The 11840-nt window shown below is 58.7% G+C and carries 18 protein-coding genes and 1 riboswitch; of the genes, 2 read left to right on the top strand and 16 right to left on the bottom strand.

Features of this window, described 5'->3' with window-relative positions; translation table 11 throughout:
- The 3 genes from F758_RS49010 to F758_RS52625 all read right to left on the bottom strand — a co-directional run.
- The coding region (locus F758_RS49010; RefSeq protein WP_502689181.1) for a transposase at positions 1–207 on the bottom strand (207 nt) is incomplete at its 3' end.
- Positions 208–446: 239 nt separating this feature from the next.
- The gene (locus F758_RS0141790; RefSeq protein ID WP_024513349.1) at positions 447–1466 is read right to left on the bottom strand and encodes a hypothetical protein; all 1020 of its coding nucleotides are present in this window, start codon (positions 1464–1466) and stop codon (positions 447–449) included.
- Position 1467: 1 nt separating this feature from the next.
- Positions 1468–1686: a phosphatase domain-containing protein gene (locus F758_RS52625; RefSeq protein WP_245286767.1), complete on the bottom strand. Its 219-nt coding sequence runs from the start codon at positions 1684–1686 to the stop codon at positions 1468–1470.
- Between the two features lie 147 nt (positions 1687–1833).
- Between F758_RS52625 and F758_RS52620 the strand changes: the two genes are divergently transcribed.
- Positions 1834–2034, top strand: a complete 201-nt coding sequence (locus F758_RS52620) for a hypothetical protein (RefSeq protein ID WP_245286766.1) — start codon at positions 1834–1836, stop codon at positions 2032–2034.
- Between the two features lie 43 nt (positions 2035–2077).
- On the opposite strand, the gene F758_RS0141780 is transcribed toward F758_RS52620, so the two are convergent.
- The 10 genes from F758_RS0141780 to F758_RS52615 form a co-directional block, all read right to left on the bottom strand.
- A complete protein-coding gene (locus tag F758_RS0141780) occupies positions 2078–2875 on the bottom strand; it encodes an N-formylglutamate amidohydrolase (RefSeq protein ID WP_024513348.1) in 798 nt (265 codons plus the stop codon).
- A complete protein-coding gene (locus F758_RS50550; protein WP_157450518.1) occupies positions 2853–3230 on the bottom strand; it encodes a hypothetical protein in 378 nt (125 codons plus the stop codon). The genes F758_RS0141780 and F758_RS50550 overlap by 23 nt, the downstream gene beginning before the upstream one ends.
- A 26-nt stretch (positions 3231–3256) precedes the next feature.
- Positions 3257–3364, bottom strand: a riboswitch (SAM-I-IV-variant riboswitch).
- 73 nt (positions 3365–3437) lie between these two features.
- Positions 3438–3668 carry a PP2C family serine/threonine-protein phosphatase gene (locus F758_RS0141770; protein WP_024513347.1) on the bottom strand — a complete coding sequence of 77 codons (231 nt, stop codon included), beginning with the start codon at positions 3666–3668 and terminating at the stop codon, positions 3438–3440.
- A gap of 102 nt (positions 3669–3770) precedes the next feature.
- Positions 3771–4043, bottom strand: coding sequence for a hypothetical protein (locus F758_RS50545; RefSeq protein ID WP_157450514.1), 273 nt, complete (start codon positions 4041–4043; stop codon positions 3771–3773).
- Positions 4044–4846: 803 nt separating this feature from the next.
- Positions 4847–5002, bottom strand: a complete 156-nt coding sequence (locus tag F758_RS50540) for a hypothetical protein (protein WP_157450512.1) — start codon at positions 5000–5002, stop codon at positions 4847–4849.
- A 33-nt stretch (positions 5003–5035) separates the two neighbouring features.
- Positions 5036–5509 (bottom strand): hypothetical protein, encoded by a 474-nt coding sequence (locus tag F758_RS0141745; RefSeq protein WP_024513344.1) that lies wholly within the window; start codon positions 5507–5509, stop codon positions 5036–5038.
- A gap of 250 nt (positions 5510–5759) precedes the next feature.
- Complete coding sequence (locus F758_RS0141735) at positions 5760–6506, bottom strand: PP2C family protein-serine/threonine phosphatase (RefSeq protein ID WP_024513343.1); 747 nt, start codon at positions 6504–6506, stop codon at positions 5760–5762.
- Between the two features lie 54 nt (positions 6507–6560).
- Positions 6561–7160, bottom strand: a complete 600-nt coding sequence (locus tag F758_RS0141730) for a hypothetical protein (RefSeq protein ID WP_024513342.1) — start codon at positions 7158–7160, stop codon at positions 6561–6563.
- A gap of 364 nt (positions 7161–7524) precedes the next feature.
- A complete protein-coding gene (locus F758_RS50535) occupies positions 7525–7989 on the bottom strand; it encodes a hypothetical protein (RefSeq protein ID WP_157450510.1) in 465 nt (154 codons plus the stop codon).
- Between the two features lie 547 nt (positions 7990–8536).
- Entirely contained in the window at positions 8537–8848 is a 312-nt protein-coding gene (locus tag F758_RS52615; protein ID WP_245286769.1) for an MBL fold metallo-hydrolase RNA specificity domain-containing protein, read from the bottom strand.
- A gap of 71 nt (positions 8849–8919) precedes the next feature.
- Here F758_RS52615 and F758_RS47010 point away from each other — a divergent pair, with 71 nt between their 5' ends.
- Complete coding sequence (locus F758_RS47010) at positions 8920–9192, top strand: hypothetical protein (RefSeq protein ID WP_084306146.1); 273 nt, start codon at positions 8920–8922, stop codon at positions 9190–9192.
- A 66-nt stretch (positions 9193–9258) separates the two neighbouring features.
- Here the strand turns inward: F758_RS47010 and F758_RS0141705 are convergent, their stop codons facing one another.
- From F758_RS0141705 to F758_RS0141695, 3 genes are all read right to left on the bottom strand, one after another.
- A complete protein-coding gene (locus F758_RS0141705; RefSeq protein WP_024513337.1) occupies positions 9259–9603 on the bottom strand; it encodes a DUF2958 domain-containing protein in 345 nt (114 codons plus the stop codon).
- Positions 9600–10790, bottom strand: coding sequence for a PGN_0703 family putative restriction endonuclease (locus tag F758_RS46030; protein ID WP_157450508.1), 1191 nt, complete (start codon positions 10788–10790; stop codon positions 9600–9602). The genes F758_RS0141705 and F758_RS46030 overlap by 4 nt, the downstream gene beginning before the upstream one ends.
- Before the next feature lie 68 nt (positions 10791–10858).
- Positions 10859–11779, bottom strand: coding sequence for an ArdC family protein (locus F758_RS0141695; protein WP_024513335.1), 921 nt, complete (start codon positions 11777–11779; stop codon positions 10859–10861).
- Between the last annotated feature and the right edge of the window lie 61 nt (positions 11780–11840).

Raw genomic sequence — 11840 nt, 5'->3', positions numbered from 1 at the left:
GGGAGCATTCTTCTGCGCCTCTCTTAGCGCATGCCGGCGGGCTTGCCGCCGCCAACCGAACAACTGCTGCGGTGTCAGCCCATGCCGGTGTGCAACCGCGGTGACGCTCTCGCCATCAACATAGCTCGCGGCGACAATCTCCGCTTTCTGCTCCGCCGTCCANGCGCGCCGCCGTCCTGTTCCGGTGAAAACCTCCAGCCGGCGCACCGGCTCGGGCTTAGATTTGTGCAAAAGCTCAGTGTCCGACACGTGCCTAACCCCGCTCGACTCAGCGGTCGGACAATCGCCGATCAACCCGCTGCGCTGAAGGTGGGATCTAAGCGCCGCTTACGCCAAATCATCGAGATTTGCGATTACATGACGATCGCTGGATTGGCGTGCAATCCTGGTGGGATTTGCCACCGCCTGGTCACTGTCCGTTCGAAATTCGCTCGCGCGTCCCGGGATTAGAGCGACCAAACGTCTGCGATCGCTTGAAAGCTGCGCGAGGGCTGGCCAAAGCTCACGAGCCGGACATCGAGTGCGAAGCGCTTGAAGAGATCCAAAGCCCTTGCGATGGAATCGTGGATCCACTGCTCGTCATTTCCGAACGCTCCACCGCCGAGCGACGTGAGCAGAACCTTGTTTGATCGGGCGCGCGCAGAGTTGAGAACTCCACAAAGCATTGTTGCCTCGTAGGCTGCCTCGAGCACCAGACGTGCGAACGGCTCCCAGAGCGGCTTGGGAACGCTGCTGTATCCCACCGGAAGGGCAGAGCAGAAGGCCTGAGAAACCAATGGTCCAGGTTCGGCGCCGCGCGATTCGGTGACCTCGATATCGCTATGAAGTCCGATTCGGAGTTTTGCCCGTAGTGCATCAAGTTCGCTGGACTTCAGCTCTGTTAGGTGAGCTGCTATTGCCTGCAAACCACCGCGAGAGCAGAGGGCATAGCCGTTCTTCATCTCCCAGAGTGCGGAAACGGGTTGGCCCAGAGCTGCTGACAGATCTGCACCGATTTCTGCTAGCCCATCAAGTTGGCGGGTTGCTGTCTGACCATGCTCGTTGCCAACCGGGACAAAGTAGTTTCGATAAATGGTAGCCGCTCCTGCGGCAATCGCGCAGGCGGGGCCCTGGGTTCGATCGCTCTGATATCGGGTGACGCCCTGTTCTGGAGTAATCTCGGGGGAGACCATCTCCAAGGCGTTGAACTGAGAGGCTACCTGGAAAAGCGCGCGCACGTTAGTCGGGTCGCGATGCATGGGCCGGACGTCCCCGGTTACTATCTGGACCTTCAGTTTGCCGGGCGGAGCATGTGCCGACTTTGCGGCCGCCCGGAGATCTGACAGTGCGGTGAGATCAAAGTTCCCGATGCCGTACCGCTTTCCGTTTACAAGCGAACTCAGATAGCCTCCATCGACGGTGAGCTTGGATCGCGTGTCGCCGTAGGTGTTCTCACGAAATCCGGTCAAGCGTTCAAACCAGTCCATTTTAGGATCCTTCCGGTGCGGCCAACGGAATGGATTTCGCTCGCCTTACGATCGCCTCCTGAGCCGACGTTTTGCTGGCGCCTTTCGGGACGCGTCTCACTTCCTTGATCGCTTCTTCGGGCGTCATCCCTAATTCAACCAAAAGCCGCGCTGCAATCATGCCGGCGCGGCCCAGGCCGCCTTTGCAATGCACAACGATATCGTCGCCACGGCGCAACAACGCCCGGATTTCTCACCCGCGCATCTCCCAATCTTTTTCAAAGCTAGGCGGCGGGACAGAGTAGTCTGGGATCGGCAAGTGTAGCCAGGATAAGGCACGGCTTTGCACCGCTGACCCGAGTTGCGAGACCCGAAGCCCCTCAAGTTCGTGCTGCTCGACAAGCGTGAGCACGAGACCGGCGCCCCACGAGGCGATCACGTCCAGATCGGCGGAAAGATCTCGACACCACGCACCCGTCATAGCGGCATTGTCGTGCTTGCCAGGGCAGAACGTGATGCCGATGCGACCGTGGATCGGGCTGGCGCGAACCGCAGCGATTTCGAGCGGGTGCGTCCTGCTTGTCCGTAGCATGTAGGATTCCCCACTTCCCCTCTGGCCCGCCACGCGGGCGCTAGCCTTCGAGGAGGAACGCTATCGCAGCAGAGACGATTTTGCCAATACCGTCTTTTATACCCTGAAAGTTGGCGAGACGCTCGCCGCTCTGCTCGTCCATGTACAATTGTCGGTTTACCTCAATCATGATCGAATTTACTCGATCATCAGCGCGGTAATGTTTCGTTGGCAGCAGGGCGCCGGCGAACGGTCTATCGATAGCAACGCTCCATCCGAGATCATTTGCTAGCCGCGCAACGACGGAGATCAGCTTCGGCGGGGTGTGGACGGGGTCTGTGCCGACGCAGATGTCGGGCCTGCGCGGGTCTTGATCCGGCTCGTGCGGCAGCGGGTGAGCGGAGAAGCTGTGACAATCGAAGATGATGCAGCGGCCGTGTCTCGCGAGTACTTCGTCGACAGCCGAGGTAAGCACTGTATGATGCGGATCGTACCAGCGCTTCATGATCCGCTCGCGTTCTGCAGCAGAAAGCTCCGTCCTTAGACGAGCACCGGTGCTGGTCACGGTGTAGACCGCGCCCATGCCGCGTGTCGCCATCGGTTCGTTCCCGTCGTCGGGAAAACGCTCTACGTCACAGACGAGCCGACTAACCGGAAAAACGATTCGCTGGGCTTCGTGATCCGTCGGCGGAAACAGCTCGTCCGTAAAGCTGTCTGTCATCCGAAGCAACTCGGCATTCAGCTCGATGTCGCTGAGAGCAAATCGCGCACGCTCCTCAGCAGGAATGAAACGCGAACTGTGCGGGATGTGCAGGACACTTATCTTCATCCTGGACTTACTGCTTGGACTGATCTTCACCGCTATTGCTCCTCGAACCGGATGTCACAAATGCCACGTATCGCTCGTCAATCCAGCCGTTTCGGCGCGCATAGCGGACAATAGACTCCGCTTCGCTCAATGTCAGAGCATTGGCACTGAATCGGAACGTAGTCTGGCCGCGGCGCAGCCCCACGGCGAGCGAGTTATAAAATAAGCGTTGAACGAAGCCGGCTGAGGGACGGCTAGTGTCGGTAAGCAACACGCGCCGAACCGGCATGATGCTGCTCTTGCGGACAATAGCTGGAGCTGGGAGAGAAGAAGCGGCTAAGCCGAGCAGGACACTGCGCCGCGAAAGCGGAGCAGAGGCTCGATTATCTGGAAAAACGATCGACATGTTGCCCTCCGCGGTTCGCCGAGGGCTGGCACTGCTTGGATTGCCTTTAAATGGCCCCATCCCACTATCGTGGAAACCACCTTGCCGCAGCGGGTAGGTTGGTGAAGGTACCAGCCTTCGTCTTGATGTACGCGATTTACATAGGCCCGTCGGGCGCAATGTTCAAGTGCGGTGAGGTGGCCAACGCGCAAGGATAAACTGGGCCGTTTAGGGCTCGGCCGCTCTCGTGCAGACGATGATCGAAATATTCTCCAGAGCGCCGACGCGGAATGCGGTCGCCGCGACCTTGCGCACCCCACGAAGGGGATCTCGAGCAGTATTGAGGATCCTGTAGATCATCTGATTGCTCAGCATATCAGTGAGACCGTCGCTGCAAAGAAGCAAAGACTCCCCGACCGCAACGGCCGGGTGGACACTAACGTGGGGTTCGATCGACATCGGGAATGAAGCCCCACCAAGTGCCTGAGTGATGGCATGGGATCTGAGGGCGCCTTCACTTTCTGGCACATCGTCCAAGCTGAGCTGTATCAGTCCTCCTGTTCAGCAGTGATAGCTGCGGCTATCGCCGACATTGAACGCGAGTAAAGCGTTCGCGATCAGGAATACTCCGGCCAGTGTGGCTCCCATGCCGAAGGACTCGTGCTGTCTTTGCATCAAATCAAAAGGGCGTTGATTCGCTTCTTCTATGACGTCGGCGCACAAATCCGGATTGGAGAGTCGATCCGTCGCTTTAACAAGACAATTAAGGACGGCGCGGCTGGCCGTCGCGCCGTGCGCATGACCGCCATGCCGTCCGCTATCAAGAGACAGCAACGATTCGGTATCGTAACGACTACCGGCGCGCTCATCTCCGCGGTAAAGATGCGTTCATCGATCGTGTTGGCGTCCTCGTTTTGGGACGCACACGACCACGATGGGTGAAGGCGGCAACGGTCCAGGCCGTCACGTGAAGTTTGCCGTCAGGTAACCCAACCTTCGATGGGGGTAGATCCCGCCTCATTGTGAAGTGGCGGCGCCCAGCACCTTTGGATTTAAGGTCGTCGAATTCAACCTTGGAGATGGCGCTCCCCGGCGAGCAGATCATGAAGGCGTTCCAGTTCCTGCGCAGGGGACGTGGTGGACAACAGCGGTGGATCGACGACCTGAATCTTTTTCACATCGTTGACACGCCTACCCCGTGGACCGCTCGCATGGCCCAGACCAGTGCAACACCCCAGCCGATGGGGTGCTGCCGAATGCGACATTGATGACGAGAATAAGCCGGCGTCTGGAAGATTCATTCAACAGCAGTCGATCTTTCGCCTCATGGCGCTGCGTGTGCCATCTAGAACCGGGTTGCCGTCGCTTCCGGGGTGGTGTGGAACGTTAGCAAGCGCTCGCTGTTAGCGTACGCTTAGGAAAAAAGAGCCCCGTGAAGGGGCTCTTTGACCTTCGCACATTGCAAGTCATCAGGCTACGCCACGCTTTCAAAGTGTTCCTCGCGTGCCGATACTCTCGTCGCTGCTCCGGAACGGATCGCACGAAGTATCGCAATTTGATTCATTTGGCAGGCTCAGATATTTCCGCGATCTGTGCCAATTGCGAATAGGGGCCCCCAAACGAGCGGTGCGGGTGATTCATGATTGCCTGGCCGGGCAAGAGAGTAACCTGCATCGATGGACCTGCAATTGGTTCGAAGGCGTTTCGCCGAAGCGGAGCGCCACGTCGCCCTGGGCGAGAAGCATCTCGTCCGGCAGGCCGAAATTGTGGACGAATTCGAGCGAAACGGTCATCCGACCGACTTGATCCACACGAGGTTCGCGAGTCTAGAGAGACGACTTAGTGATTTCCAACCAGACTTCGTCTTTCTTCGGGCTGCTCCAGGTAAGCTCGAAGAAGAAGATGGCTTTCCCGGCGTTAGTTAAAGTAAAGGCAGAACAATTTCTCGCTTCCGCTTCAGGGTCGCCAGATGTGCCGAGCGGCCCCACAACTGCAAAATCTCCGATTTCATTGACCTTGAGGACTTTTAGGCCGTTCTGTCCGGCGGGGGACTGATTGACCGCTTTGATGAGGAGCTCTCGTATGAATGAGCTATCACACTGAGGCATGCGACCATGGAACGAGCCTCTCGGCATAATGCCGGTGTAGACAGAAATGGTGAAGAGCAGAAGGACTACGCCAACAATCAGCACACCTCTTGTGAGGCCTCGTTTGAGGGCACCCGTGAGATCGAGAGAGTGCCCTTCCAGCCTCTTAGAGACTTTTTCCTTAATGGTCAAAACTAAAGCCCCGAAGTCCATGTGCGCACCTAACTTTCGAATTACAGATTTTGAGGCTCAACCCAGCGGATTTGTGCCGGGCCGGATCGCCTCGCCAGCCTGTGCCTGCGAGAATACGCTCGCGCTGATTAGCGTAACCGGAGTGCGATCAGCAACGGCTGAACGGTGTCGTTGATGATAGCTGCGCAGCTGATTTTGATCATGGCTTGTTCGGCTAAGCCGTCCTTTGCATCGGTTGATAGGTTCTGATTCATTTTGCGGCGTCGGATGTTTACGCGAGGCGGGCGACAATCAGGGAAAGGTCGTCTTGCGCGCCGGCACGGAAGGCGCGGGCGGCGAGCTCGCGAACTGCGCTATTGGGGTCGGCGGCGCCGCTCAAGACATCATGAGTGGCGTTGTCGGCGAGCATGTCGGTGAGGCGGTCGCTGCAGAGCAGTAACGTTTCTCCGGGAGCGAGCGGCGGATCGACGCTGACGTGCGGATCGACCGGGACGGGAAATTCCGAGCCACCGAGTGCCTGGGTGATCGCGTAAGAAGTCCGACGCCCGGATGCATCGACGCCACGATCCCCAACGTCGTCCTGGCTGAGCTGGACGAGGTGGTCGTGCGTTTGAAGATAGAGGCGGCTGTCGCCAACGTTGAACGCGAGGATCCGCGAAGACGAAAGGATGGCGCCGACCAATGTGCTGCCCATGCCGGTGACTTCGGGCTGGGATCGCATCATGCCATAGAGGTGATCGTTGGCGTTCTGGATCGCTTCGGCGCAAGTAGCCTGATCCACCAGCCGACCCGCGTTGGCGACCAAATGATCGAGCGCGACGCGACTGGCCTGGGCCCCTCCTGCGTGGCCGCCCATTCCGTCCGCGATCATCAAAACGCAAATGTCCTTCGTCGGAGCAAGTATATACGGCTCCGTCATGTCCCCGGTCAGGACATAGCCGTCGACCGCCAGGGCGCCCTCGTTGGCAGAACGAACCCGTCCGCGGTGTGTGAAGGCGGCGACATACCAAGCGGGCATCCGATTGGACCTTCTGCAATGCAGCAGCGGGCGAGGAGAGTCGCCCAGGTTGGGCTATTCCTCGAAGCCAAGCGGGGACGGCGGCACGTGCTCAAACGAGTCCGTTTCACGTACGTAGCGTCGGTAGTGCACGCCGTCCCGGGTGAGATGAAGGTTGTCTTCTCCTGACGGCTCCCGGACGAGCTTGCCCTGTGCGTGCTGATCGCAAGCGGTCAGCAGCCAGCGTGACCGGTCATAAAGACGTCCGGGCGCGCCGCAGGTTGCGCATGTGCAAGCTGACCGCGCCACCGCGAGATCGATCGCTTCCTCGACGGCCGCTGTCTGGCTATCAGACAGGGCCCGTCCGTGATATTGTCGCAATTGCTGAGGGAAACCCGCCGGGAAATAAATTCTACCCCACCCTGATTCAGTATTTTCCACCCAGGAAAGGCGAAGCCTGCCGAATTTCGGTTTGATTTGGACGATGATCGCCGATCCGGTGGGCGCGCCGGCAACCGCCGCCTCGATCCGGATGAGTGCGGTTTCAACGAGTTCGCGCCAGCCGTCGCCGACGTCCGAAAAGCCCGCCATCAGCGGCTCGCCGTCGAAAATCGTCCGGAAGAGGTTGGGATGGCGAGCAATTAGTTTGTCGCGCCAGGTTTCTCGGTGGATCATATCGGCTTCAATTGGAGTTCGGGACGGGCGTGTCGGAGAGGCGCGGATGGCATGTGCCTGCGCGCACGATCGACCGGGGATCGGCGGGGTTGGCAACGTTGCGGCTCCGTCATGTCTCCGGTCAGGACATAGCTGTCGATCGCCAGGGCGTCCTCGTTGGCAGAACAAACACGTCGGCGGTGTGTGAGGGCGGCGACATGCCAAGCGGGCATCGATTAGACCTTTGCAATGCGGCAGCGGGCGAGGAAAAGTCGCCGAGGGCGGTGTGATGTTAGCGGCAGGGATTTGCCGACCCTCTAATATTCAATTTAGGCCCCGAGAAATTGCGGGCTTTTTCGAAGAAAATTGAGGTGTGACGTTTCTGTCACTGTTTCGGCCTGGCTGGAGGCCGGAAGGTGCCGGTTGCGGTGGTGGGGTCGCCCACTGCGTAGATCGGGAGGGTTGGCTCGGCTTGCCTGAGAGTATTGAGGATGCTTCGCAGCATCCCGTTCTTCTGATCAGCATCGAAGCCGAATATGACCAGACGCGGATTGGTATCGATGGTTAGCTTTGCCTTGCCCGCGGCGACGTCGGAAATGAGCGGATCAACCTTGGGTAGCATTGGAGCATCGCCGGTCGAGCGGACTTGTCGACGCGTCGTGTCGAGGCGGATCAGGACGCGGCAAGTTGCTTGGTAGGGTTCGAGCAATGAAGGGGCATGGTGTACAAGCGTCTTGCGGTAGCGACGGATTTGACTGACGACCGCAGGCTCGCCTCCTTTGGCTCGCAGCGCAGGGTTTGTGAAGTGCTTGGCCTCATGGAAGACTACCGCAATGGCATCTCCCTGCATTTCAAGGGTTGCGACATCGAATCGATCCTGATTGCGGCGGGCGGCCAGTCGTGAGGTTTCGATCTCGCTGTTTTAAGTCGCCAGCTGTTGCTCCGGGGTCGATCGGATCAGCCTCGCCGGCTCGTTCCAACGAAATCTCGACGTCTATGACGTGTGGGCTGTCGATGATTAGCGGATGCAGTCCAGTTTTCTCGGGCCCGGCGAGATCGCGGGCCGCGTGGATTATGTCGTTTAGGGTCCGAGGCCCAGTATAGTCGGTCCAATTGATTAGCTTTGAGACGAATCGTTCGTCGATAAGTTCGGCCAATGCTTGCTGCTGGCGGACGAGATATCTGACGTGGGTTTTGGGTCTGGCGATCCCGTCCCCCTGGTCGTCGATCCGAAAAATCGAGCCGCCGCGGTGGTAAACGTTTAACGAATTGCGGCGGACAGCCAGGAAGACGTCTTTATGTAAGAGAACGTCCCGCCACCATGACAGACCTTCTTGGCGGTCAGCTGGTCGAGATGGTCAAGGAATGCGTCACTTACGCCGCGACCAGAATCAAGGCTATTTGTCGTCATGCGGCAACCTCCCACCATTCGCCGTCAATCTTGATCGAGACAGCATCCAAATGCTCGGGAAACGCCTTGGGAAGGTGTGGACCGGCACCAACATCTTGGGTGCCACCGCTCGGGCGAGCCGCTTCAGGTCCCTTATGCTGGCATGACCGGACGTATGGGCGTGATCCAGTGGGATGCCGCGCAACGCCAACTCTGCGCTGAGCGCTTTGCCGCGTCCTTGCGCTAGGTAACCGTCCCACTGCGACCATATCCCTAACGCGCCGGTGAGGCACGTTGCCCGGTCGAGATCGCCCAGCATTGCCGGCCGGAACAGCACCGTGGCGTTCGGTGCCATCGCGGTGGTTGTTCGCCGAAGATGCGGTGTTTGACATGGTATTCGAGAAGGTCGAAGCGGTCGGACCTTTTGATCTGGACGCGCTGATACTGGGGGACAAGCAGGAGCCGGGCATTAAGACAGTCCAGAGTTCGGCAAATGTGCTCGGTTTGCCGGTCTCGGAATTGTTTGAATCATTAGAAGGGCTGGAGATTTCCGCAGAGCGGGCTCAGATGGAATTTCAATTGCGCGATTTGGCGAGGGGATTGACCGACCGCGATCTGGCGGTGGCTATCGCGCATATCCAGGCGCTTTTGACCACGAAATAAAGTCGTCTAGAATGCGACCGACCTGATTGGAAAGGGGCGGCGGTCAGTGACGACCGCCGCGGTTGTTTAGGCGACGATGCGTCCCTTCGCATGAGCTTCATCGGCGTACGCAGAGATCGGTTTGTCCGCGACGAAGTAAAGATCGCGTTCGACCGGCATCCCGAGCGGACCACGAAAGGCGGTGATCTCGGCGAGGCTGACGTATCCGAGCTCCGGAAAGCCGAGGCCGAGGTCGCAAAGCCCGAACAACCGGTCCGGATCGTCCGGGTCGACCTCGGAGATGAGCCAGGTCGCGGCGGCGTCAGGTGTGAACAATTTGACGACCGGCGGATGGTCGGTTCCGCTATCGAGCGCGTTCACCAGCAATTGGACCTGATCGGCGACGGTAAGTAGGGTGCGTGCTTCCTTCAAGACACACCTCCGCGCAGCGTCGTCGACGAATTGGGCTTGGCCTTGGAACGCGTGGTCGTGCTGGTGCCAACCAGTTTCGCCATCTTGCCAATCGCCTTGTGAGCGTCACCTTGCCCATTCGGGGATCGTTCTGAATTGTTCGCATAGTTGAGTTCAGTCGCCCCAGCAAACTCTTGCAGCGCGACGTGGTAAACGCGTTCGAAATCGCAATACCGGCGCCAGAGCGCCTTCGCGATCTCGGCCGCGCCAGCGTCCGCGAGTGCGTCGATGACCGCTTCAAGCGTTAGCGCCTTGAAGGGAACGCGATCATTTTCATCGCTTTCGGATGCGATCAGTTCCGCTTCGTAAGCGCGAAAGGCGGCTTGTACGCGCCGGTTGAGACGCGGGCCAATGGCGACGAACATGGCCTGGGACGTGACGCCATTATCGACGGCAAGCTGCGTCAGCATGTGCTCCCGCCAAAGCTGCTCGAGGGCGAGTGAGCGGAGGAGGGCACTGTCCGGGTCTTTGAAAAGATCTACCTCTCTGGAGGCGATGTCGTAACGTTCGCGCAGGCGAGCGGCAGGACCGGACATGTCTTCGCTGTACTTGACCTCAATGAAGATGATCCCTTGTTTCGCCTCCGGAGTGACGACCTTCAGGATGAGATCAACGGCAGTGCCATCGCTCAGGAACTGATCATTGAAGCGGCCGGGTGAGTGCTCGAATTCGATGGCCGCGACGGATTGCACAAATTCAGGAAGAAGGCGTTGGAAGACGAAAGTGGCGAGGCGTAGATCGATCGCCATGGGCCCGAACAGGTTGAAGACCAGCGGCATCGAGCTAAGTGCGTTGCCGAACAAGCGCTCTTCATCGAACATAGCGCCTTCTTCGCGCATCACGAGCGTGTGGCGCACCAACGCGTGAATGGCCGGTGAGAGAAAGTTTTTGCCAGCCTCGGCGGCTTCGCGGCTCAGGTTGGACCCAAGCTCCATAGTAACGAGATTGCCGGCCTCGCCAGACACATGCATCCCGATCGGGATGTCGTGATCGGTCAGCCACATGCATTGCAGAAGGCGAGCGGCCCGTCGAAAGCGGGTGTCAATTTCGAAGTAGGCTTTGCTCCGACGCAGGACGGCGTCGGGCACGAGCGGGACGCGCGGCAAAGAGACGTTAGCTGGCGAAGCGGTCGAATCGTGAGGGGTCATCTTAAACTCCAAGACGCGAAATTGCGTGTCGAGAATTCGATGAAGCCGCGCAGAATTTGCGATCGCGCTTAGACAGAAGTACCTGTGAGCGCCGGGGTTTGCGGATGGTCTGCTAACGAACGCTGTAGACTATGCAGATAATCGGATGCGCGCTGGGCGTGTGCCGCCGCGGCAAAGATTGCTCGTTTGTCCTGCTGGAGAACCTCGAGCCACGAAGCGATGTACGACGCGTGATCATCGCGGATCTCAGGCGTGAGATTGAGGTCCGCGCTGACGAAGGCAGCGCCGAGCTCCGCGACGAGCTCCTCCATGGCATAGGCGCGGTCGCCGAAGCGCTGCTGGCCAAATTCGCGGTTGAGTCTGTTCTTGTGACGCGTCCAATGGATAAGCTCATGAATCAGCGTCGCATAATAATCAAGCGGATCATGGAAAGTGACGAATAGCGGCATTTGGATGCGATCGACTGTAGGTGCATAGTACGCTTGCGATCCGCCGTGTTCGACTTGGGCGTGGGTCGCGGCGATGAAGCCTTCGACGCGAGAGAGGCGCTGTCCTTCGTCGATAATGTGATGAGGCCGCTGATAGAAAGAGCTAGGCAAACACTCAGTCTGCTCAACATTAAAGACAGAGTAGCTCCGAAGAAACGAACTTGTGTGCTCAATCTCCTCGCCGGTCGCATCATCGGCCGCGGCTCGACTGTAGGTAGACGAAAAGAACACGGGGCTGGCGCGCTCACCCTTGCGGACGTATCCACCTAGATCCAGAGCCTGCTTGAAGGTGATCCAGGTCGGATTGCTGTAGCCTTTGACGAAGGCCTCAGACCACAAGAGCAAGACATTTATGCCACGGTAGGCGATGCCGTTCGAGCGCAGCGGGCGCTGGATTGAGCCAGAGCTGTTATCAACCTTCCAAGGTCTGATCCATGGGCGGGTGCCTGTCTCAAGCGATGAGATGATCTGCTTGGTGACCCGGTTATAGACGTCGCGCATCTTTGCCACTCCTTGCTGAGTGGCAATTCAGTTCTGGCTACGAGGAATTCATGGCCGCGTG

The sequence above is a fragment of the Bradyrhizobium sp. ARR65 genome (genome assembly GCF_000472385.1).
Classification (GTDB): domain Bacteria; phylum Pseudomonadota; class Alphaproteobacteria; order Rhizobiales; family Xanthobacteraceae; genus Bradyrhizobium.
The sequence above is the reverse complement of the archived record's forward strand: the minus strand, read 5'-3'. Positions and strand labels throughout refer to the sequence as shown.